The following is a 22,501-nucleotide window of genomic DNA, read 5'->3' on the forward strand; positions in this document are numbered from 1 at the left end:
TGCGTTGTAGCCACATGCACCTGTCCCTGCTGAAAGCCAAGATCCACCGCGCCACCGTCACCCACTCCGAGCTCAATTACGAAGGCTCGATCGCCATCGACGGCCTGCTGCTGGAAGCGACCGGCATCCGCGAATTCGAACAGGTCCACATCTGGGACGTCACCAATGGTGCGCGTTTCAGCACCTATGCCATCCGTGCCGAAGAAGGCAGCGGCATCATCTCGCTCAACGGCGGCGCAGCGCGTCACGTGCAGGTGGGCGATCTGATCATCGTGGCCGCGTTCGCCAGCATGAGCGAAGACGAAGCCAAGACCTTCAAGCCCAATCTGGTATATGTGGATGCGCACAACGCGATCTCCCACACCAACCACAGCATCCCCACTCAGGCCGCATGACACATACCAACGGATTCGACGCGCTTCACGCCCACGCCCAGCGCCTGCGCGGCGCTGCCATCCCCGCATTGCTTGCCGCAGAGCCCCAGCGGCCCTCGCAGTACGCCCGGCAAGTCGGTCCGTTGTATTTCAACTTCGCGCGGCAGAAGTACGATCGCGCCGCGCTCGATGCGCTGTTTGCAATCGCACGCGAGCGCGACCTGGCAGGCGCATTCCAGCGGCTGTTCCGTGGCGAGCAGGTCAATGTCACCGAACAGCGCGCCGCCCTGCACACCGCGCTGCGTGGTGATCTCACCGGCGCGCCGGTCGCATCCGATGCGTACGCCACCGCTACTGAGGTCCGGCAGCGCATGGGCGCGCTGATCCAGCAGCTGGAAGGCACCGACGTCACCGACATTGTCAGCGTCGGCATCGGGGGTTCGGATCTGGGTCCGCGTCTGGTCGCCGATGCATTGCGTGCACCGTCCGGTGCGCGTTTCCGCGTGCATTTCGTTTCCAATGTCGATGGCGCGGCGATGCAGCGCACCCTGGCAACGCTGGACCCGGCACGGACCGCCGGCATCCTGATTTCCAAGACTTTCGGCACCCAGGAAACCCTGCTCAACGGCAGCATCCTGCATGCGTGGCTGGGTGGTAGCGAGCGCCTGTATGCAGTCAGCGCAAATCCCGAGCGCGCCGCCAAGGCGTTCGACATTGCGCCAAGCCGCGTGCTGCCGATGTGGGATTGGGTGGGCGGCCGCTATTCGCTGTGGTCGGCGGTCGGTTTCCCGATTGCACTGGCGATCGGTTTCGAGCGTTTTGAACAACTGCTCGACGGTGCCGCGCAGTTCGACGCGCATGTGCTCAACACGCCGCTGGAAGAAAACGTGGCAGTGCTGCACGGACTGACCGCGGTGTGGAACCGCAACCTGCTCGGTAGCGCCACGCATGCGGTAATGACCTACGACCAGCGCCTGGCCTTGCTGCCGGCGTATCTGCAGCAGCTGGTGATGGAGAGCCTGGGCAAGCGCGTCAAGCTGGACGGCTCGGCCGTGGACAGCGACACCGTGGCGGTGTGGTGGGGCGGTGCCGGCACCGACGTGCAGCACAGCTTCTTCCAGGCGCTGCACCAGGGCACCAGCGTGGTGCCGGCCGATTTCATCGGCACCGTGCACAACGACGACCCGTACGCAGAAAACCATGTCGCGCTGATGGCCAACGTGCTGGCGCAGACCGAGGCGCTGGCCAATGGCCAGGACAGCAGCGACCCGCACCGCAGTTATCCGGGCGGTCGCCCGAGCACGGTGATCCTGCTCGATGCACTCACTCCGCAGGCGCTGGGTGCGCTGATCTCGATGTACGAGCACAGCGTGTACGTGCAGTCGGTGATGTGGGGCATCAACGCGTTCGACCAATTCGGTGTCGAGTTGGGCAAGCAGTTGGCCAGCCAATTGCTGCCTGCCCTGAAGGGCGAGGCCGCCGATGTGGCCGACCCGGTCACGCGCGAGCTGTTGGCCAAGCTGCGCGGCTAAGCGCGGCAGCAATCGCCGGTGTGTTGAGTGACGGGGCCTTCGGGCCCCGTTGCGTTTGAGCCATTCGCTGCTGGGCAGCCTGCTGCAGGAGGATGGCGCCACCTGGTTCAACCCGGACGCCTTCACCCGGCAATGGGTGGAGCAGGGCTGGACGCTGGACGAGGCCAATGCGCAGGCCTGGCAGGAAGGCGTACGACGGCTGCGCCGTGCAATGGATGAGGGCCACGACTATGCCTTCGAAACCACGCTGGGCGCGCAGACAATCCCGCGTCTATTGCTCGAGGCCTGTGCGCAGCACCGCGTCGCCGTGTGGTTTTGCGGCTTGTCGAGCGTGGAGCTGCATTTGCAACGCGTCGCGGCGCGGGTGGCCGCAGGTGGCCATGCGATTGCCGAGCACAAGATCCGCGAGCGCTTTGATGCATCGCGCGCCAACCTGATTACGTTGTTGCCGCATCTGGCGGTGCTGCATGTGTACGACAACAGCGCGCCGACCGATGCGGCCGGGCAGGTGGAACCGCTGCTGGTACTGGAGCTGGATCACGCCGGGCTGCATTACCCGACCACCGCCGAGCAACTGGCGCAGGTGCCGGACTGGGCAAAACCCATTGTGATGACGGCCCTGGAGGCGCGCGGCGTGTCGTGATGGCATGTCCGCTCGCAACGCCTTTCGGTCGCTGCGAGCGGCACGCCAGATAGGCTTACGCCTTGCTCAACTGCACCGCCACCGGGTCACCGGTGAGATAGCCCACCGCAGCGCCGAAGCGATCCTTGTAGTTGGCGCGCACCAGTGGATCCAGTGTGGCCTTGACGGTGTCGTGCAGCGGGCTTTCCCAGTCGCCGGGATGCTGGAAATTGCTCATGACATAGGTCCAGCCATGGATCTGGTCGACCGCGTGCAGGCCGGTGGATTCGGCGCCGGCCGGCACCGAGAGCAGGCGCGTCAGCGTGCCGCTGTCGACGTTGTAGGCCCACAGGAAATTGTTGACGTGCAGGCTGCTGTCTTCGCCAATGAACAGCGTGCGCAGCGACTCGGAGAATTTGAGGTTGTCCGGATTCGCCAGCCGGTTCGGGTCGGCCAGGTTGCCCAGCCCGTCGGCCTGCGCGAGGTCGTGGCCGGTCAGCGCGGCAGGCGCGGCCATGTCGATCGGCACCCATTCGCTGTGGATCGGTGCGCCCTTGGTGTCGCGGCGCCCGCCACGCAAGTTGAGCGCATACACCGCGCCGGACTGCGGGCCTTCCACCTTCACGTCGCCCGAGCCGTTGAGCATGCTGGTGACGATGTAAGACATCGCCATGTAGGCGATCTTGTCGCGCGCGTTGACGGTGGTGCCTTCGAGCTTGGTGAAGCCCAGGCTGCCGCCGGCCAATGCGGCATAGCGATGGGTTTCCAGATAGGTGGCCGCCTTCTCCATGCCCGGCTTGATGCGGATCCAGTTGTAGGTGCCGTTGAAGGGAATCTTGGTGAACGTGGCATCGCCCGGGTCGCTCAGGTGCACGTCGAGAATGTCGGCGGCGGTGAGGCGGTTGGCGAGGGCTTCGATCTCGGCGCTGGTGGCGTGTCCCAGCTTGATCCAGCTCAACGTGGCCGCGCCCGGGCCGACGCCGGAGGTCTGGTGCCACTTGCCGACATAGAGCGTGCCGGCCGACAGGTCGGCCTCGCGATCGGCGATGAACATGAAAAGCCCGCCATTGGTGGCGTCGTCGCCCATCAGCACGGTGCGCTTGTCCGGCATCACCTGCACCAGCTCGTGCGAGATGCGGCCCAGGCAATAGTGCTTGCGCACGCTCCCCGTTCCGTCCGGGTGCACGGTGATCTCCGGCAGGTGGCCGTAGTGGTACGGATTGGCGCGCTCCGGGTCGCCATACAGATGCGTGCTGTAGCTGCGGAACTGGGTATTGCCGGCCAGCGCGGTGGCGTCGGGTTCGTACTCTTCGCTGGACAGATGCGTATTCCACGGCGACAGGCTGGCGCCGCAGGTGGTCCACAGGCCGTGGACGGGGGCGGTGTCGACGTTGTGGTATTTCACCAGCGACAGCTTGCCGGTCGCCGGGTCCTGGTCGAGCGTGAGCACGGCGATCGGTGCGGGCAGGTGGCGGTTGGTGTCGTTGCCGGCCTGGTCGCGGGTGGTGTATTCGAACTGCACCACCGCAAACACCGTGTTGCCCTTGACGCCTGCGACCTTGGCATTGGGCAGGGTGAGCAGCGACGACCCATCCGGGCAATCGGAAAAAAACGGGCGCTCGGCACCGGGTTTGGAGCGGTCGATGATGGGGCGATGCTGGATGTCGTAATAGCCGCCGGCCAGCACGGTGCCGCCGTGACCATCGGGCACCTGGTCGCCGGTGACGAAGAACGGGTGATAGGCCAAGGCGTAGCGCTGGGTGCTGCCGTCATGCCGGGCCACGGTGAGTGCCGAGCCGACGGTGGTAGTGGCCATCGCCGCCGGGTCGGCCAGGGTGGGCGCCGGCATGCCGTGGAAGGTGGCCGAGACCAGCCGCGCGGGGTTTTCCGAGGGACGCAGCGGGCGCGCAGCCAATGCGGCACCGCCGAGTTGCTGCAGTGCTGCGGCGCTGGCGCTGCCTAGCGGCAGCAGAGGAACCGACGCCAGCAATTGCAGGGCGCGGCGGCGGATGGGATCGGGGGAGGCAGACATCGAAACTCCAGGCAATGACGGCAATGGCAATGCGTCGCGCGCATCGGCAAGCCGGTCACGCTAGGTCGCCCAGATGACACTTGTTTGACGGCGGGCTCACCCGTTGGCTGTGTTTCAGATTAGCGAGCTGATGCGTGGTGCCGGCTGGGCAGTACGGGTCGACGGCTGCGCACTGCGCGCGCGCGCCGGTGGTGCGATGCAGCAAAGTGCGCGGGCGCGTCGGCGCAGACGTGGCACCGGATTCGGCGATTTTCCGCGGTTTGACTGCGGCTGCCGGTATTCCAACGCTATAGCTCTGTCCGATAAGTTCCCCGTGATTTGGCATACGGGCGAGCACGGTTGACAGGGTAGGGGAATCACGTGAGCGTACGCCGCCTAAAGGCCTGCGGCGCTTGCATTGCGGCAGGAGAACCACCTGGAGACCCGGATCTTGGACATGCTGCTTCGTCGTACCGCCGCGCCCGTTGCGCGCCGCGCCCTCTCCCTGGCTACCGCTGCTGCGGTGCTGATGCTGGCTGCCTGCCAAGGCAAGGACGCCACTTCCACCACCGCGGCCGACACGACCGCCCCGGCGGCAACGCCGGCCGAGACCTCCACCACCATCCATCCGGACCAGTGGCCGTCGCCGAAGTGGCCGTTCTCCCAGGACCAGGCGCTGGAGCAGCGCATCAGCGACGTGATGGCCAAGATGAGCGTCGAGGAAAAGGTTGCGCAGACCATCCAGGGCGACATCGCCAGCATGACCCCGGACGATGTGCGCAAGTACCGCATCGGTTCGGTGCTGGCCGGTGGCAACTCCGACCCGGGCGGCAAGTACGACGCCAAGCCGGCCGAGTGGCTGAAACTGGCCGACGCGTTCTATGAAGCGTCGATGGACACCTCCAAGGGCGGCAATGCGATTCCGATCATCTTCGGTATCGATGCGGTGCACGGCCAGAGCAACATCGTCGGCGCCACGCTGTTTCCGCACAACATCGGCCTGGGCGCCACGCGTAACCCGGACCTGATCAAGCAGATCGGTGAAGTCACCGCGGCCGAAACCCGCGTCACCGGCATGGAGTGGACCTTCGCGCCCACCGTGGCGGTGCCGCAGGACGACCGCTGGGGCCGCAGCTACGAAGGGTATTCCGAGTCGCCGGACGTGGTGGCCAGCTTCGCCGGCAAGATGGTCGAGGGCGTGCAGGGCGTACCGGGCACGCCGCAGTTCCTGGACGGCAGCCATGTGATTTCGTCGGTGAAGCATTTCGTCGGCGACGGCGGCACCACCGATGGCAAGGACCAGGGCGACACCAAGGTGTCCGAAGCCACCATGCGCGACATCCACGCCGCGGGTTACCCGCCGGCGATTGCCGCCGGTGCGCAGACGGTGATGGCCTCGTTCAACAGCTTCAACGGCGAAAAGATGCACGGCAACAAGGTCATGCTGACCGACGTGCTCAAGGGCCGCATGAATTTCGGCGGCTTCGTGGTTGGCGACTGGAATGGCCATGGCCAGGTTAAAGGCTGCACCAACGAGAACTGCCCAGCCTCGTTCATTGCCGGCGTCGACATGGCGATGGCCTCCGACAGCTGGAAGGGCATCTACGAGACCGAACTGGCCGCAGTGAAATCCGGCCAGATTTCGATGGAACGCCTGGACGATGCGGTGCGCCGCATCCTGCGCGTCAAGCTGCGCCTGGGCCTGTTCGAAGCCGGCAAGCCGTCCAAGCGCCCACTCGGCGGCAAGTTCGAGCTGCTGGGCTCGCCCGAGCACCGCGCCATTGCGCGCCAGGCGGTGCGTGAGTCGCTGGTGCTGCTGAAGAACCAGGCCGGCGTCCTGCCGCTGGATCCGAAGAAGCGCGTGCTGGTAGTCGGCGACGGCGCCAACGACATGGGCAAGCAGTCCGGTGGTTGGACGCTGAACTGGCAGGGCACCGGCACCAAACGCAGCGACTACCCGAACGGCAACACGATCTGGGAAGGCCTGAACAAGCAGATCAGCGCAGCCGGCGGCAGCGCCGAGCTGGCCGTGGATGGCGCCTACAAGACCAAGCCCGATGTGGCTGTGGTGGTGTTCGGCGAAAACCCGTATGCCGAATTCCAGGGCGACATCGCCACGCTGCTGTACAAGCCGGGCGACGACAGCGAGCTGGCGTTGCTGAAGAAGTTCAAGGCCGAAGGCATTCCGGTGGTGGCAGTGTTCCTGAGCGGCCGCCCGCTGTGGATGAACCAGTACATCAACGTGGCCGATGCATTCGTCGCCGCGTGGTTGCCGGGCTCCGAAGGCGAGGGTATTGCCGACGTGCTGTTGCGCAAGGCCGATGGCAGCGTGCAGAACGACTTCAAGGGCAAGCTGAGCTTCTCCTGGCCCAAGACCGCGGTGCAGTTCGCCAACAACGTCGGCCAGAAGGACTACGACCCGCAGTTCAAGTTCGGCTTCGGCCTGACCTACGCCGACAAGGGCGATCTGGCTGCGCTGCCGGAAGAGTCGGGCGTCTCCGGTGAGCAGTCGGTGGGCGGGGTGTACTTCGTGCGCGGCAAGCCGGCGCTCGGCATTGCGATGCAGCTGTCCAACGCCGGCCAGGCCAACATGCCGGCGACCACGCTGCCGGTGGGCCTGTCCGATGGCAGCCTGAAGATGAGCGCGGTGGACCACAAGGCGCAGGAAGATGCGCGCCGCCTGCAGTGGTCCGGTGCCAAGGCCTCCAGCGTGTTGCTGGTGTCCGGCAAGCCGGTGGATGTGTCGCGCGAAAGCAACGGCGACGTGCAGTTGCAGCTGACCCTGCGCCGCGACAGCGTGGTGACCGCGCCGGTGTGGCTGGGCGTGGGCTGTGGCGAAAAGTGCGGCGGCCGTGTGGATGCGCAGAAGACCCTGGCCGCATTGCCGCAGGGCCAGTGGAAGGTGGTGGGCATCCCGCTGAAGTGCTTTGCAGTGGCCGGTGCCGACGTGACCAAGCTGACCCAGGTCGCCAGCATTGAAAGCGCCGCGGCCCTGGACATCGCGGTGTCCAAGATTGCGCTGGGCGCACTCAACGAAGCCGAAGTCACGGTCGACTGCCCGGTCAAGTAAGTCCAGCCGCAGTGGCTGGCCGCAGGGCCGCCCACTGCTGCGCTGAAGCAACACGTGCACCGCCACCTTTGGCGGTGCACGACAGCGGCCACCGTTGCAGGTGGTGTCAACAGCCGCCGCGGGGAGCGGTGTCGTCGAATGGCCGGGAGGGCCTGCAGCCGCGGTTCGCCGCGCTGACGCTACGTACCTAAGTGCGTGGCGGCGGCACGCTGCAGGCTTGCCCGATCGGCGGCGCACACCCCAGAGCCAGACAGGAGAGTGCAGTGGGTTTAGCGACGTTGGATATCGTGATCGTGCTGGTGTATCTGGCCGGCATCTTCGTGCTCGCGCAGTGGGTGTCGCGCGAGAAGGCCGGGCACAGCAAGAGTGCCGAAGACTACTTCCTGGCCAGCAAGTCGCTGCCGTGGTGGGCGATCGGCGCTTCGCTGATCGCAGCGAATATTTCTGCCGAGCAGATCATCGGCATGGCCGGTTCCGGCTATGCGATAGGCCTGGCGATCGCCTCCTACGAATGGATGGCGGCGTTGACGCTGCTGATCGTGGGCAAGTTCTTCCTGCCGATCTTCCTGCGCAACGGCATCTACACCATGCCGCAGTTCCTGGAGCAGCGTTACGGCAAGTGGATCCGCACGCTGATGGCGGTGTTCTGGCTGCTGCTGTACGTGTTCGTCAACCTCACCTCGATCCTGTGGCTGGGCTCGATCGCGGTCAGCCAGGTCACCGGTATGGACCAGACCCTGGCGCTGACCCTGATCGGCGTATTTGCGCTGGTGTATCAGCTGTACGGCGGTTTGAAGGCGGTGGCGCTGACCGACATCGTGCAGGTCACCTTGCTGGTGTTGGGCGGCCTGCTGGTGACCGGCCTGACGTTGTCGCGCATCGGCGATGGCGCCGGCGTGCTGGCCGGCTTCAAGCAGCTGTGGAGTGCGCACCCGGAGCACTTCCACATGATCCTCAGCAAGGACAATCCGTTCTACAAGGATTTGCCTGGCCTGAGCGTGCTGCTGGGCGGGTTGTGGGTGATGAACATCAGCTATTGGGGCTTCAACCAGTACATCATCCAGCGCGCGCTGGCCGCCAAGAACATCGGCGAGGCGCAGAAGGGCATGGTGTTCGCGGCCTTCCTGAAGCTGCTGATGCCGGTGGTGATCGTGGTGCCGGGCATTGCCGCAGTGGTGCTGGCACCGGATCTGGCCAAGCCTGATCAGGCGTACCCCACCATGATGCAGCTGTTGCCGACCGGCATCCTGGGCCTGGTGTTTGCCGCGCTGGTGGCCGCGATCGTGGCCTCGCTGGCGTCCAAGATCAACTCGGTGGCGACGATCTTTACCCTGGATTTCTACGCCAAATTCCGCCCGCAGACCGAGCAGAAGCAATTGGTGCGCGTGGGTCGTATCGTTGCCGCCGTCTCGGTGCTGATCGGCATCCTCACCGCACGGCCGTTGCTGGGCAACTTCGATCAGGGCTTCCAGTTCATCCAGGAATTCACCGGCTTCTTTACCCCCGGTGTGGTGGTGATCTTCATGCTGGGGCTGTTCTGGAAGCGTGCCAACGAAGCTGGCGCATTGACTGCGGCGATCGGCTCGGTGGTGCTGTCGTTCGCGCTGAAGATCCTGTGGCCGGCACTGCCCTTCATGGACCGCATCGGCGTGGTGTTCGTCGCGGCGCTGGTGCTGGCGGTGGTGGTGTCGCTCCTGACACCGGCCACGCAGGCGCGCGATCTGATCCGCACCAAGGACGTGGCCTATGGCACCACGCTGGGCTTCAAGATCGGTGCGGTGGGCGTGGTTGCGATTCTGATCGCGCTGTACGCGGTCTTCTGGTAAGCGCCAGCGCACATCGCAGGCAGTAAGTAACGCGGCGCGGAGAGCATTCTCTGCGCCGCGTTGCGTTTGGGCGCCGTCACTCAGAGGCGCACGGCTTCCAGTAGCGGTGCTGGCGGGGCAGCGTCGGTGGCGCGTTCGTACCACGGTGTCTCCAGCCAGGCTTCCAGCGCGGCGGCAGGCATCGGTTTGGCGATCCAGTAGCCCTGGCCTTCGTCGCAGCCCCAGCTGCGCAGCTGTGAGTAGGCCTGCGCCGACTCGATCCCTTCGGCCACCACACGCTGGCCCAGGCTGTGACCGAGCTGGATCATCGCCGGCACCAGGGTGCGGTCGGTGCGGCTGTCCGGCAGCGAGCGGACGAAGGATTGGTCGATCTTCAGCGAGCTGGCCGGCAGTTGTTTGAGGTAACTGAAATTGCTGTAGCCGGTGCCGAAGTCGTCGATGGCGATATGCACGCCCAGCGCGGCAACGGCCGCCAGTTGCTCGGACAGATGCTCGGGGTGGCGGATCATCGCGCTTTCGGTGAATTCGATCTCCAGCCGGCGCGGGTCGAGCTTGTGGCGGTCCAGGCCGCGGCGCAGCAACCCGACGAAACCGGGTTGATCCAGATCGGCGGCCGACACGTTCAAGGCCAGGTTGAAGTCCAGGCCCTGCTGTTGCCAGCGCGCGGCCTGGGCGATGCCCTGGTCGATCACCCAGGCGGTGATGCGGTTGATCAGCGCGGTCTTTTCAGCCATCGGAATGAAGTCCGACGGCATCACCGGGCCGATCATCGGGTGCTGCCAGCGCAGCAGCGCTTCCACCGCTACGCAGCGGTGATCGTGCAGATCCACGCGCGGCTGGTAGTGCAGGCGCAGCTGGTTGGAGCTGGCCAGCGCGGCGGGCAGGGCGGCCAGCAGGCGGAAGGTATTGCGCTGGACCACGTCATGCTTGCGCTCGTACAGGCTCCAGGTCAGGCAATGTTCACGGGCGACATCCACCGACGTGGTGAGCGAGCGCAGCGTGTCGGCGGCGCCGTAGCTGGTTTCCAGCAACACCGCGCCGATCGAGGCGACTGCGGTGTGCGGAATGCCCTGGTGCTCCAGCGGCGCCACGAACCCTTTGGAAATCTTGCTGCACAGCGCGCTCAGGCGCAGCGGGTCGGCGGTGGTGACCATGAAGGCGAAGGTGGTCGGATCCAGCCGATACAAGGCGGTGCCGGCCGGCAATTTGCTGATCAAACGCTTGTAGGCCAGCGCCACATAGCCGTCTGCGTAATCCCAGCCCAGCGCCTTGACCATGTCGCGGAAGTAATCGCTGCCGCACAGGTCCACCGCGATCGCGGTGGCGGCGGAATCAGCCGTGCGTTGCAGCAATACCGCGTCCAGGTCTTCGCTGAAGCGCGCGCGGTTGGGCAGGCCGGTGGGGCCATCGCGGTAGGTGCTGCTGCGCAGGTTCTCGACCCGCAGCACGGCCAGGTCGCGCAGGCCTTCCAGTTGGATGCGTTGTTCCGCATCCAGCCTGGCACGCGGGCTGGTGCCGATCACGCACAGCGTGCCGATGGTGTGGCCATCGCGCAGCTTGAGCGGCGCGCCAGCGTAAAAGCGGATATGCGGCGCGCCCAGCACCAGCGGGTTGTCGCAAAAGCGCGGGTCCAGCAAGGCATCGGGAATCACCAGGACGTCATCGGAGCGCAGCGCGTGCGCACAGAAGGCATGTTCGCGCGGGGTCTCAGGCGCTTCCAGGCCGACGCGGGCTTTAAACCATTGGCGGTGTTCGTCCACCAAGGAGACCAGGGCGATCTCGGTCCCCAGCATGCGTGCGGCCATGGCGGCGATGGTGTCGAACACCGGGTCCGGCGGCGAGTCCAGCAGGCAAAGACCGTGCAGGACCGCCAGCCGTGCCGCTTCATCGAGCGCAGACGGGAGGGGGGAGGCGACAGGAGCGGGCGTGGAATGCATGTGCCCGTATCGGCCTCGAGCGCGGCGACTTGATCGCGCGCGACTGGCGCCGTTCAGTTGGCCGCGCGTGCGAGTGGTGCAGCGCGGCAATCCGCACGCTGCATTCGACACTCCGCGCAGCACTGGCGGCCGAATCACTGCGCTGCACCACGGCAGGGCGCAGACGGGTTCGGGTGCGCTGTGCCTGCGATGCCGCAGGTTTCCCCGCAGTTCCCGACAAGCACGCGGCGCCCGGACACGCACGAGATAACGTTACCAGCACGCTGGATGCGGATCTGCGCGCTCTGTCCTGATCTGTACCTGTTGTTGGTTCTGTGACCCGCGCTGCGATCGCCTGCGTCGCGGGTTGGCACGGTCTTGGCGCACGCCTGATGCGCGCTGTCCGCGGACGCCGGTCTGCGGCGTCCACCTTGTCTGGAGCCGAGCATGAACACCATTCCTCGCCTGGCGCAACGCCTGGTCCTGATCCTTGCCGGCTTGGTGCTGGCCTCATCCGCGCACGCTGGCTTGTCCGTGTCGGGCACACAGCTGAAGGAATCCAATGGCAATACCTTGATCCTGCGCGGCATCAACCTGCCGCATGCCTGGTTTGCCGATCGCACCGATGCCGCGCTGGCGCAGATTGCGGCCACCGGTGCCAACAGCGTGCGGGTGGTGCTCAGTTCCGGCCACCGCTGGAACCGCACGCCCGAGGCCGAGGTGGCGCGCATCATCGCGCGCTGCAAGGCCCTGGGGTTGATCGCGGTGCTGGAGGTGCACGACACCACCGGCTATGGCGAAGACGGCGCCGCCGGCAGCCTGGCCAATGCCGCCAGTTACTGGACCAGCGTGCGCACTGCGCTGGTGGGCCAGGAAGACTACGTGATCATCAACATTGGCAACGAGCCGTTCGGCAACCAGCTCAGTGCCAGCGAATGGGTCAACGGCCACGCCAATGCGATCGCCACGCTACGTGGCGCCGGGCTCACGCATGCGCTGATGGTGGATGCGCCCAACTGGGGCCAGGACTGGCAGTTCTACATGCGCGACAACGCGGCGGCGTTGCTGGCGCGCGACAGCCGCCGCAACCTGATTTTCAGCGTGCACATGTACGAGGTGTTCGGCAGCGACGCGGTGGTGGACAGCTACCTGCGCACCTTCCGCAGCAACAATCTTGCGCTGGTGGTGAGCGAGTTCGGCGCCGATCATCGCGGCGCGCCCGTGGACGAGGCGGCGATCATGCGCCGCGCGCGCGAGTACGGCGTGGGCTATCTCGGCTGGTCGTGGTCGGGCAATGACAGCAGCACGCAGTCGCTGGATATCGTGCTCGGCTGGGATCCTGCGCGTCTCAGCAGTTGGGGACGCAGCCTGATCCAGGGCCCGGACGGCATTGCAGCGACCTCGCGCCGGGCGCGGGTGTTCGGTGCGCGCGTGCGGGCGATGGAGTGATGCATCGGTGGTTTTGCGGCGGGGCGCGATGTGCCTGCAAGGATCATCGCGTCTGTTGTGCGTTGTGCAGTGTGTTCTGTGAGGCGCTTGTAGCGTGGTTACAGCGCTCTAGGCGGTTGCAGAGCGCGTAAGCGATCGGCTGGCAGCCTGGTTCGTGCTTTCGCCGACTGCGCTGTGTACGCAACGTCGGCTGTGCTTCAGCGCAACGACGATGACTGGTGCGCGGTCATCCATGATGCGCGGCGAACGATCACCCATGCAGAGGCAGCCGCTCAACGTGTTTGCGAAAGCCGGCCAAAACCGCAGCAGGCACACCAGGCGCTTAGCGCCCGGGCTCGCGCTGCGGTCCCGGGCTCGGGCGCTTGGTGAGCTTGCGCTGCAGCGAGCGGCGGTGCATGCCCAGCAGGCGCGCGGCGGCGGACACGTTGCCGCCGGTTTCGTGCAGCGCCTGCTGGATGTGCTCCCACTGCAGGCGGCTGAGCGGGGTCATCATTTCCTGCGCGGTTTCTTCTTCGTCCGGCTCGGGCAGGTCGTCGTCCTCTTCGCCCAGCGCACGCATGATGGTGGGGATGTTGGCCGGCTTGGGCAGGTAGTCGTCGGCGCCGAGCTTGATCGCCTCCACCGCGGTGGCGATGCTCGCGTACCCGGTGACCAGCAGGATGCGCATGTCCGGGCGGATCTCGCGCAGCGGCTGGATCAGGTTCAATCCCGAATCGTGGCCCAGCTTCAGATCGATCAAGGCGAAGTCCGGCAGCGCGCTGCGTGCGGTGGACAAGGCGCTGGCCGCATCGGTGGCTGTGAGCGTTTCCACGCCGCGGCGGGCGAGGCTGCGTTGCAAGGTGCGCAGATACAGGGTGTCGTCGTCGACCAGCAGGCCGGTGCGGATGGGTGTGCTCATGCAAGGGCCTCGTGTTCGGAGAGCGGCAGGCGGAAACCGACGCGGGCGCCGCTGCCTTCGGCGGGAAGCATCCACAGTTCACCCTGCAGCCGCTCGACGGTGGCATGCGACAAGGCAAGGCCCACGCCCATGCCGTCGGGCTTGCCGCTGTTGAACAAGGTGCCCGGCAACATTGCCTGCGAGGTGTCGAAGCCCAGCCCGTAGTCGCGCACTTCGCCCACCAGTTGGTCGTCTTCCACGCGCAGGGTGAGGTCGATCAGCGGCCGGCCGGCGCGTTCGCCGGCATCGGCGGCGTTGTTGAGCAGCACCATCAACAGGTGGCTCACGCCGGGCTGCAGCATCAGCCGCAGCGGTGCATCTTCATTGCGGCGCAGCTCGATGGTCGGGCGCACCAGGCGCCACTGTTCCAGCACATCGCGCACCGCCACCTCGCGGCTGAGATGGCCGTTATCGGCGGGTGCGGCCAGCGCCAGCACGCGCTCGTGGCATTGCACCAGCAGTTCCCGCAGGGTTTCCAGGTCTTCGCGCAGCTCGACCTGATCGCACTGGTCGGCGATGTCGTCGGCCAGCAGGGTCATCGTCGCCAGCGGGGTGTTGAGCTCATGCGCCACCGAGGCGGCATGCGTAGCCAGCGCCACGATGCCTTCGTTGCGTGCAAAGCGCTCGCGCAGCGTGGAGATTTCGCGTTCGCGCTCGCGCAGCGACAACGCCAGCCGGGTGGCGAACACCAGCACCACCACGGTGGAGAGCAGGAAGTTGGCCGCCATGCCCCACATGTGCAGGGTCAGCGGGTCGAAGCCGCCGTACGGCAGTGGCAAGCCGAATGCGGCGCTGATGACGTAGCCGGCCACGCAGGCCGCCGCCACCGCCATCGCCCAGCTCAGCGGCAGGGCGAGTGCGGCCAGCGCGATCAGCACCAGAAACAGCGAACCGAACGGGTTGGCGATGCCGCCGCTCCAGCCCACCATCCAGGTCAGCACCGTCACATCGACCAAGATGTGGCCGAACTCGGTGGCCGGGCCCACCGCGCCGCGGTGCGCCACCCGCAGCTGCGCATACAGGTTGAACACCGCCAGCGCGGCCACCCCGGCCCAGAGCGGCTCCTGCGGCAGGGTCAGGCCCATGAGCCCGCTGGCGACCAGGATGGTGGCGGCCTGGCCGGCGGTGGCCAGCCAGCGCAGGCTGCACAGGGTCCGCAGGAAGGAGGCGTCGGAGGTATTCATCTCGGCAATGCTATGCGCTCGTCGGGGTGGTGGCCTGCGACAAACCGTCGCATCCGGGCGGGGAGGGGCCGCGTGCAGCGCTTCAGCTGTGAGCGGACGGCGGACAGGCTAAAATAGCGCGATGTACGACGCCGTCACCCGCCCAAGTCCCCCCGCCGATGCCAGCGCCTGGCCGCGCCGCATCACCCAGGCCGTCAAGGTCGGTAACGTCATTGTGGGCGGAGGCCATCCGGTGGTCGTCCAGTCGATGACCAATACCGACACTGCCGACATCGCCGGCAGCGTCAAGCAGGTCGCCGAGTTGTGGCGGGCCGGCTCGGAAATGGTGCGCCTGACCGTCAACAATGCCGAGTCGGCAGCGGCGATTCCGCGCATCGTCGACAAGCTGCGCATGATGGGCATCGAAGTGCCGTTGATCGGCGACTTCCACTACAACGGCCACCAGCTGCTCACGGCCGAACCGGCCTGCGCCGAGGCGCTGGCCAAGTACCGCATCAATCCGGGCAATGTGGGCTTCGGCAAGAAGAAGGACCTGCAGTTTGCGCAGTTGATCGAATTCGCCATCCAGTACGACAAGCCGGTGCGCATCGGCGCCAACTGGGGCTCGCTGGACCAGGCGTTGGCCGCGCAGCTGATGGACGAAAATTCCAAGCGCGAGACGCCGTGGGATTCGGGCCGGGTACTGCGCGAAGCGCTGATCCGCTCGGCGGTGGATTCGGCCGAACGCGCCGTGGAACTGGGCTTGCCGCGCGAGCGCATCATCCTGTCGGCCAAGGTGTCCGGCGTGCAGGAATTGATCGCGGTGTACCGCGACATGGCCGCGCGCTGCGATTTCGCGCTGCACCTGGGCCTGACCGAGGCCGGTATCGGCAGCAAGGGCATCGTGGCCTCGGCCGCGGCGCTGAGCGTGCTGCTGCAGGAAGGCATCGGCGACACCATCCGCATTTCGCTGACGCCCGAGCCGGGGCAGTCGCGCACGCAGGAAGTGATCGTCGCGCAGGAACTGCTGCAAACCACCGGGCAGCGTGCGTTCACGCCGCTGGTCACCGCATGCCCCGGCTGCGGCCGGACCACCTCGGAGTTTTTCCAGGAGCTGGCCGGCGTGGTGCAGAACCATGTGCGCGCCAAGATGCCGGAGTGGAAGATCAGCAATCCTGGCGCGGAGAACATGACGCTGGCGGTGATGGGCTGCGTGGTCAACGGGCCGGGCGAGTCGCGGCACGCCAACATCGGTATCTCGCTGCCGGGCACTGGCGAAGCGCCCTCGGCACCGGTGTTCGTGGATGGCGAAAAGACCGTCACCCTGCGCGGCGAAAACATCGCCTACGAATTCATCGACCTGATCGATCAGTACGTCGAACGCACCTATGTCCGTCGGGCCGGCTGAATCGCCGGCCGGATTCAAGAGCTGGCTGCAGCGCAATGCGTGGCGGTTCGGCCTTCTATTTGCGGGCGTGCTGCTGCCGCTGGGATTGTTCGTCGACCTCGCCGACGAAGTGCATGAGCTGGAAAACTTCTATTTCGACGAGCCGTTGCTGTGGAGCCTGCGCAGCATTGCCTCGCCTGGGCTGGATGCGTTCTTCAGCGTCGTCTCTAAAGTTGGCTACCAGTACGGCGTGATCCCGCTGGATATCGGGATCGTGCTGGTGTTGCTGGTGCTACGGCGCTGGCGCGAAGGCACCTTCGCCGCGCTGGGGTTTGTGGGCTCGGCGTTGCTCAACCTGGGCGCCAAGCAGTTCTTTCAGCGGCACCGGCCCAGCCTGTGGGAATCGATCGCCCCGGAAAGCACTTTCAGCTTTCCCAGTGGCCACGCGATGGGCTCGATGACCCTGGCCGCGGTGGTCATTGCATTGGCGTGGCGTACGCGTTGGCGCTGGCCGGTGACCAGTGTTGCCGGCCTGTTCGCGCTGCTGGTCGGTGTCTCGCGCATCTATCTGGGCGTGCATTACCCCTCCGACATCCTCGGCGGCTGGTCGGCCGCATTGGTGTGGGTGGTAGGCCTGTATCTGGTGATGTTCCGAGGCATGCGGCGCCCGCATTGGCGCACGCCGAGCGGGGCGGTGGTGGAGCAGCCCGGGCGCGTGCCGTTCGCTGATTAAGGCGATCACAAACCGACTGCGCAGCCGCAAGGCGGGTGCGGCCGGTGCTCAGCATCAGAGCCATTCCCACTTTGTACTCTGCGGCTCTTGCGCGCCGTGCACGTCCGCCTGACCGCCGCTCGCTAGGGGTTGGCAGCGGCTCTAAGAAGTGCGGACACGCTCCCGTTGCCACAGGCGGACGCCAACGATGGCTCCGATGGATGCCAGCAGAATCACGTAATACGCCGGCCCCATCGGGTGTTGCTTGAGCAGCAGCACCACGAGCAACGGGGTCAGGCCGCCGAACACGGCATAGCCCAGGTTGTAGGCAAACGACACGCCGGACAGACGCACCACCGGTGGAAACGCCTCGACCATCACGCGGGGAATCGCACCCAGCACGCCCAGCGCAGCACCGAGCAGGGCATACAGCGGGAACAGCAGTTGCGGGTCGCCTGCCAGGCGATAGAACAGCCATGCGCTGATGCCCAGGAATACGCTGCCGGCCAGCAGAACACGCCCGTTGCCCCAGCGGTCCGAGAGCGCGCCGGCTACCACCGAGCCGATGGCCTGCATGAGCACTGCCAAAAGGTTGGCCTGCAGCGCGACCGGTGCCGGATAGCCATAGGCGGTCTGCAGCAGCGTGGGCGTCATCAGCGATACCACCAGCACTGCGGCGGCCACCACCCAGGTCAGCCACAGCGACAACGCCAGACTGCGCGGGTGATCGCGCAGCACCACTTTCAGTGGCGTCTCGCGTGCCAGCGCACGCATGGCCACCAACTCAGCGAACACGGGCGTTTCATGCAGCCAGCGCCGCAAATACACCGACAGCAGGCCGAAGATGCCGCCGGCCAGGAACGGCAGTCGCCAGGCGTATTCGGCGATTTCCTGCGCGGTAAAGGCGCGATTGAGTGCGCCGGCGCTCAGCGAACCAAGCAGCACGCCGGCAGCCAGGCCAGCAGTCAATGTGCCGCAGGCCAGCCCTCTGCGTCGCGCGGGCACGTGTTCTGCGACGAACACCCATGCGCTGGGAACCTCGCCGCCAATGGCCGCGCCCTGCAGCAGACGCATCGTCAGCAGCAACAGCGGTGCAGCCAAGCCGATCTGCGCGTAGGTCGGCAGCACGCCGATAGCGAGCGTGGGCAGCGCCATCAACCCGATGCTCAGCGCAAACATGCGCTTGCGCCCGAGCAGGTCGCCGAAGTGGGCCATCACAATGCCGCCCAGCGGGCGGATCAAATAGCCGGCGGCAAAAATGCCGAACGTCTGCAATTGCCGCGTCCACTCCGGAATGCCGGGCGGGAAGAACAACTCGCCCAGCACCTTCGCGAAAAAGATGAAGATGATGAAGTCATAGAATTCCAGCGCGCCGCCCAGCGCGGACAAGCCCAGCGTTTTGTAATCGCGGCGGGTGAGCTGCGTTGGTAGGGCGTCGGTGGTCATGCAATTGCATCCTGTCGCGGGTGGCGACGCATTGCCATTGATGCTGGGAAACGCGCCGAGCACCAATGCTAGCTGCCATGCAGCGCCGTCGCTACGGCGTTTGCGCAATGGAATGCCGATAACACCTATCAGACTTCACGCAAAATACGCTGTTGCTTCGGTCAGGGCGCCATTGCTGCGCTTTCGTCGCGAATCAGCCGGACACGCTTGCCAATGCCGCCGCCTCGGCGTGCAACGCGGTGGTGTCGAACAACGGCAGCTGCGCATCGGTGCTGTCCACCAGCAGCGAAATCTCGGTGCACCCGAGGATGATCGCTTGCGCACCGTGCTGGCCGAGGTCAGCCATGACCTGACGGAAATAGTCGCGCGATTCCGGTTTGATCACGCCCTGGCACAACTCGTCGTAGATCACCCGATGCAGCTGTGCGCGTGCCTCGGCCGGCGGCACCAGCACGTCCAAGCCCCGCGCTTCCAGGCGCTCGCGATAGAACGGTTGCTCCATGGTGAAGCGCGTACCGAGCAGCCCGACACGGAGGATGCCCGCGGCGACCAATGCATCGGCGGTGGCATCGGCGATGTGCAGCAACGGCAGGGGTGTGGCGGCGGTGATCGCGTCAGCAACGCAGTGCATCGTGTTGGTGCACAGCACGATGAAGTCGGCGCCTCCGGCTTGCAGTGCACGCGCTGCTGCTGCCATCGCCTGGCCGGCCCCCTCCCAATCGCCGGCATGCTGCAGCCGCTCGATCTCATGAAAATTGACGCTGTAAAGCAGCAGCTTCGCCGAGTGCAGGCCACCGCACGCATCGCGCACCTGCTGGTTGATGATGCGGTAATAGGGCAGGGTGGATTCCCAGCTCATTCCGCCGATCAAACCAATGGTTTTTGTTGGGACCGGCATGCGAACTCCACGTCAGTGCAGCGGATGGTAAATCGGAAACCTTACGGCGCAGGTGGTACGCAGTACGCGGCGACCGAAGTCTACGTTGCCATTGCCGAGGAGATGCATGGCCAGCGAGCCCATCCAGCTGCCGCGTGGACCCGCTCACTCGCCCGGTTTGGCGCCTTCCACCGGCGCATGCGTCGCCGCGCGGCGCGCCAGCACGGTTTCGCGATGCGCGATGTACACGTTGGCAGAGATGATGATCGCCGCACCGATCACCGTGTGGCGCGCGATCGCTTCGCCGAACAGCCACCACCCCAGCAAGGCCACCAGGGGCAATTGCATGAAGCTGATCGGCTGCAACGCAGAGACTTCGCCCAGCTTGAGCGCACGTGTCCAGAACAGTTGCCCGGCGGTACCGAAGATGCCGGTGGCCACCAGCCACAGCCAGTCGATCCCGTGTGGCCAGGTCCATTGGAACAACGCCGGAATCAACGACATCGGCACCCAGAACACGTAGGTGTAGAACACCACCGTGTCCGAATCATCGCTACGCGAGAGCTGCTTGATCTGGATGGCGACCACCGCGCTGATCACCGCGGCCAACAGTGCAATCAGCAGCCCGGGCGTGAATGTGGACGAGCCCGGCCGCAGGATCACCAGCACGCCTACGAAACCGGCTGCTACTGCCAGCCAGCGGCGCAGGCGCACTTGTTCGTGCAGCCAGATCACTGCCAGCACGGTGACAAACAACGGCGTGGAATACGACAACGAAATAGCCTGCGACAGCGGCAGATGCCCGATCGCCCAGAAGCCGCACAGCATCGAGGCCAGGCCAATCAGCGTGCGCGCCAGGTATTGCGGTAACTGGCGCGTGCGCGGCAGCGGTTTGCCAGGGCGCACGATCAACGGCAGCAGCGCCAGCAGGCCGAATGCGTTACGGAAAAACGCGATCTCGGTCGTGGCGATGTCCTTGGACGCCAGCCGGATGGTGATGGCCATCAGGCCGAACGCAAATGTGCTGACTAACATCCACAGCGCAGCGCGCGCCGACGCGGGCTGCGCTGTCACCAATGCGCTCCGATCACGCGCGGCTCCGGTTCCAGGATCACCGAATACCGCTCCCGCACCGATTCGGCCACCTGGCGTGCGAACGCCAGCAACTGCGCGCCGGTGGCATTGCCGTGATTGACCAGCACCAAGGCATGCGCTTGGGAAATGCCGGCGTCGCCCTCGCGCCTGCCTTTCCAGCCGCATTGTTCGATCAGCCACGCCGCCGAGAGTTTCCCCTGGCCGGGCTGCTCGCCGGGGAACACCGGCATGTCGGCAAAGCTCGCCTGCAAAGCGGCAATCTGCTCACTCGGCAGCAGCGGGTTCTTGAAGAAGCTGCCGGCGTTACCCAACACCTCCGGGTCAGGCAGCTTGCGCTGGCGGATGTTGATCACCGCCTGCGCCACATCGGCCGCGCCCGCGAGCTCGGCGCCCATGCGCGCGAGTTCTTCGCGGATGCCGGCATAGTCCAGCCGTAATTCGTGCAGCAGCGGCAGATTGAATTCCACCGCCACGATCAGATACCGGTCCGGCTGCTGTTTGAACACGCTGTCGCGGTAGGCAAAGGCGCACTCGGTCGGCGTCATCCGCACGAACTGCTGGCTGCCGCGGTCGTAGGCTTCCACCACATGGATGAAGTCGCTGACCTGCGCGCCGTAGGCGCCGATGTTCTGGATCGGGCAGGCACCCACGGTGCCGGGAATCAGCGCCAGGTTTTCCAGGCCGGAAAGCCCCTGCTGCAGCGAATACATCACCAGCCCATGCCAATTGACCCCGGCGCCGGCGCGCACGATGGCGTGGTCGGCATGGTGGGCGATAATGGCGATGTCGCGGTTGTCGAAACACAGCACGCAGCCGGGCGGGTCGCCGGCCAGCAACACATTGCTGCCGCTGCCCAGCACCAGCAGTGGTTGCCCGGCGATTTGCGGCGCAGCCAGTGCGTCGGGCAGTGCCTCGGGCGCATGGATGTTCAACAGCCAGCGCGCCGTGGCATCCACATGAAAGGTGTTGAGTGCGCGGAGCGGGGCGTGTTCGGTGAGTTGCCAGCGCAGCGGCGATGCCGCGCTCATAGCGGCCCCACCGCGCCGCCACTGGGCGACTCACGACGGCGCCGGATTGCATCCACGCACTCGCCGATCAAGCGCGGCCCGCGATAGACCAGGCCGCTGTAGCACTGCACCAGGCTGGCACCGGCGGCCATCTTGGCCACCGCATCGGCGCCGGACGTGATGCCGCCCACGCCGATCAACGGAATGGACTCGGGCAGGCGTGCACGCAGGCGGCGCAGCACCAGCGTGGATTGCCCCAGCAGCGGTGCGCCCGACAGGCCGCCGGCCTGCTCGGCCATCGGATGGGTGGCCACCAGGGTGCGCGTCACCGTGGTATTGGTGGCGATCACGCCATCCACCGCAAGGTCCGCCAACACGCGTGCGGCCGCATCGATGTCGCGGTCGTTGAGGTCCGGTGCCACCTTCACCAGCATCGGCACGCGCTTGCCGTGCTGCGCGGCCAGGGCTTCCTGGGTTTCACGCAGATCGGCGATCAGCCGGCGCAGCGCCTGTTCTTCCTGCAGCTCGCGCAAACCGGCGGTATTGGGCGAGGAAATGTTGACGGTGATGTAGTCGGCCAGCGGATACACGCGCTCCATGCAATAGCGGTAATCGCTGGTCGCTTCCTCGTTGGGCGTGTCCTTGTTCTTGCCGATGTTGATGCCGAGCAGGCCACCGCGCCGGCGCGCACGCTGCACGTTCTTCACCAGCACATCCACGCCCAGGTTGTTGAAGCCCATGCGGTTGATCACCGCCTGGTATTCGGGCAACCGGAACATGCGCGGCTTGGGATTGCCCTCCTGCGGCTTCGGCGTCACCGTGCCGATCTCGACAAACCCGAAGCCCAGTGCCAGCAGCGCATCGATGTGCTCGCCGTTCTTGTCCAGCCCGGCGCCCAGGCCCACCGGGTTGGGGAACATCAGCCCGAAGGCGGGCGTGGGCAGGGGCACCGGCCGGGTGGCCACCAGCGCCGTGGTGCCGGTGCGGTAGGCGGTGTCGATGGCGCGCAGGGCCAGCGCGTGGGCGCGCTCGGCGTCGACGGCGAACAGGAAGGGGCGGGCGAGCGAATACATGCGG

At 66.0% G+C, this 22,501-nt stretch carries 17 protein-coding genes; 8 read left to right on the forward strand and 9 right to left on the reverse strand.

Annotated elements, in window-relative coordinates:
• Nucleotides 1-14: 14 nt before the first annotated feature.
• From panD to ACCQ01_RS09460, 3 genes are read left to right on the forward strand one after another with little or no spacing between them, the layout of a single operon-like run.
• Nucleotides 15-395: an aspartate 1-decarboxylase gene (gene panD / locus ACCQ01_RS09450; protein WP_042598937.1), complete on the forward strand. Its 381-nt coding sequence runs from the start codon at nt 15-17 to the stop codon at nt 393-395.
• The gene (gene pgi / locus ACCQ01_RS09455) at nt 392-1,906 is read left to right on the forward strand and encodes a glucose-6-phosphate isomerase (protein WP_228432400.1); all 1,515 of its coding nucleotides are present in this window, start codon (nt 392-394) and stop codon (nt 1,904-1,906) included. Before panD ends, pgi begins: the two co-directional genes overlap by 4 nt.
• A gap of 55 nt (nt 1,907-1,961) precedes the next feature.
• Nucleotides 1,962-2,549: an ATPase gene (locus ACCQ01_RS09460; RefSeq protein ID WP_228432398.1), complete on the forward strand. Its 588-nt coding sequence runs from the start codon at nt 1,962-1,964 to the stop codon at nt 2,547-2,549.
• A gap of 55 nt (nt 2,550-2,604) precedes the next feature.
• On the opposite strand, the gene ACCQ01_RS09465 is transcribed toward ACCQ01_RS09460, so the two are convergent.
• Nucleotides 2,605-4,560 carry a PhoX family protein gene (locus tag ACCQ01_RS09465; protein ID WP_228432396.1) on the reverse strand — a complete coding sequence of 652 codons (1,956 nt, stop codon included), beginning with the start codon at nt 4,558-4,560 and terminating at the stop codon, nt 2,605-2,607.
• A 430-nt stretch (nt 4,561-4,990) separates the two neighbouring features.
• Between ACCQ01_RS09465 and ACCQ01_RS09470 the strand changes: the two genes are divergently transcribed.
• Together ACCQ01_RS09470 and ACCQ01_RS09475 are read left to right on the forward strand one after the other, a co-directional pair.
• Entirely contained in the window at nt 4,991-7,609 is a 2,619-nt protein-coding gene (locus tag ACCQ01_RS09470; RefSeq protein WP_228432394.1) for a glycoside hydrolase family 3 protein, read from the forward strand.
• A gap of 263 nt (nt 7,610-7,872) precedes the next feature.
• A complete protein-coding gene (locus ACCQ01_RS09475) occupies nt 7,873-9,435 on the forward strand; it encodes a sodium/sugar symporter (RefSeq protein ID WP_011036949.1) in 1,563 nt (520 codons plus the stop codon).
• Between the two features lie 80 nt (nt 9,436-9,515).
• On the opposite strand, the gene ACCQ01_RS09480 is transcribed toward ACCQ01_RS09475, so the two are convergent.
• Entirely contained in the window at nt 9,516-11,372 is a 1,857-nt protein-coding gene (locus ACCQ01_RS09480) for a putative bifunctional diguanylate cyclase/phosphodiesterase (RefSeq protein WP_228432393.1), read from the reverse strand.
• Between the two features lie 426 nt (nt 11,373-11,798).
• Between ACCQ01_RS09480 and ACCQ01_RS09485 the strand changes: the two genes are divergently transcribed.
• On the forward strand, nt 11,799-12,800 hold the full coding sequence (locus ACCQ01_RS09485; RefSeq protein WP_228432391.1) for a glycoside hydrolase family 5 protein: 1,002 nt from the start codon (nt 11,799-11,801) through the stop codon (nt 12,798-12,800).
• A 322-nt stretch (nt 12,801-13,122) separates the two neighbouring features.
• Here the strand turns inward: ACCQ01_RS09485 and ACCQ01_RS09490 are convergent, their stop codons facing one another.
• On the reverse strand, nt 13,123-13,698 hold the full coding sequence (locus ACCQ01_RS09490; protein WP_042598943.1) for a response regulator transcription factor: 576 nt from the start codon (nt 13,696-13,698) through the stop codon (nt 13,123-13,125).
• Nucleotides 13,695-14,921: a sensor histidine kinase gene (locus tag ACCQ01_RS09495; RefSeq protein WP_042598944.1), complete on the reverse strand. Its 1,227-nt coding sequence runs from the start codon at nt 14,919-14,921 to the stop codon at nt 13,695-13,697. Before ACCQ01_RS09495 ends, ACCQ01_RS09490 begins: the two co-directional genes overlap by 4 nt.
• 121 nt (nt 14,922-15,042) lie before the next feature.
• Between ACCQ01_RS09495 and ispG the strand changes: the two genes are divergently transcribed.
• Nucleotides 15,043-16,308, forward strand: a complete 1,266-nt coding sequence (ispG, locus tag ACCQ01_RS09500; protein WP_228432389.1) for a flavodoxin-dependent (E)-4-hydroxy-3-methylbut-2-enyl-diphosphate synthase — start codon at nt 15,043-15,045, stop codon at nt 16,306-16,308.
• Nucleotides 16,289-17,020 carry a phosphatase PAP2 family protein gene (locus tag ACCQ01_RS09505; protein WP_228432387.1) on the forward strand — a complete coding sequence of 244 codons (732 nt, stop codon included), beginning with the start codon at nt 16,289-16,291 and terminating at the stop codon, nt 17,018-17,020. Before ispG ends, ACCQ01_RS09505 begins: the two co-directional genes overlap by 20 nt.
• 141 nt (nt 17,021-17,161) lie before the next feature.
• On the opposite strand, the gene ACCQ01_RS09510 is transcribed toward ACCQ01_RS09505, so the two are convergent.
• The 5 genes from ACCQ01_RS09510 to ACCQ01_RS09530 form a co-directional block, all read right to left on the reverse strand.
• Nucleotides 17,162-18,445 (reverse strand): MFS transporter, encoded by a 1,284-nt coding sequence (locus ACCQ01_RS09510; RefSeq protein ID WP_228432385.1) that lies wholly within the window; start codon nt 18,443-18,445, stop codon nt 17,162-17,164.
• Between the two features lie 193 nt (nt 18,446-18,638).
• Complete coding sequence (locus ACCQ01_RS09515) at nt 18,639-19,343, reverse strand: aspartate/glutamate racemase family protein (RefSeq protein ID WP_228432383.1); 705 nt, start codon at nt 19,341-19,343, stop codon at nt 18,639-18,641.
• Between the two features lie 144 nt (nt 19,344-19,487).
• A complete protein-coding gene (locus ACCQ01_RS09520; protein WP_042598948.1) occupies nt 19,488-20,399 on the reverse strand; it encodes a DMT family transporter in 912 nt (303 codons plus the stop codon).
• Nucleotides 20,393-21,445 (reverse strand): UDP-N-acetylmuramate dehydrogenase, encoded by a 1,053-nt coding sequence (murB, locus tag ACCQ01_RS09525; protein ID WP_228432381.1) that lies wholly within the window; start codon nt 21,443-21,445, stop codon nt 20,393-20,395. The genes ACCQ01_RS09520 and murB overlap by 7 nt, the downstream gene beginning before the upstream one ends.
• Nucleotides 21,442-22,497, reverse strand: coding sequence for a quinone-dependent dihydroorotate dehydrogenase (locus ACCQ01_RS09530; protein WP_076055474.1), 1,056 nt, complete (start codon nt 22,495-22,497; stop codon nt 21,442-21,444). The genes murB and ACCQ01_RS09530 overlap by 4 nt, the downstream gene beginning before the upstream one ends.
• Between the last annotated feature and the right edge of the window lie 4 nt (nt 22,498-22,501).

Source organism: Xanthomonas sp. NCPPB 4037, from assembly GCF_041475695.2.
Classification (GTDB): Bacteria; Pseudomonadota; Gammaproteobacteria; order Xanthomonadales; family Xanthomonadaceae; genus Xanthomonas; species Xanthomonas campestris.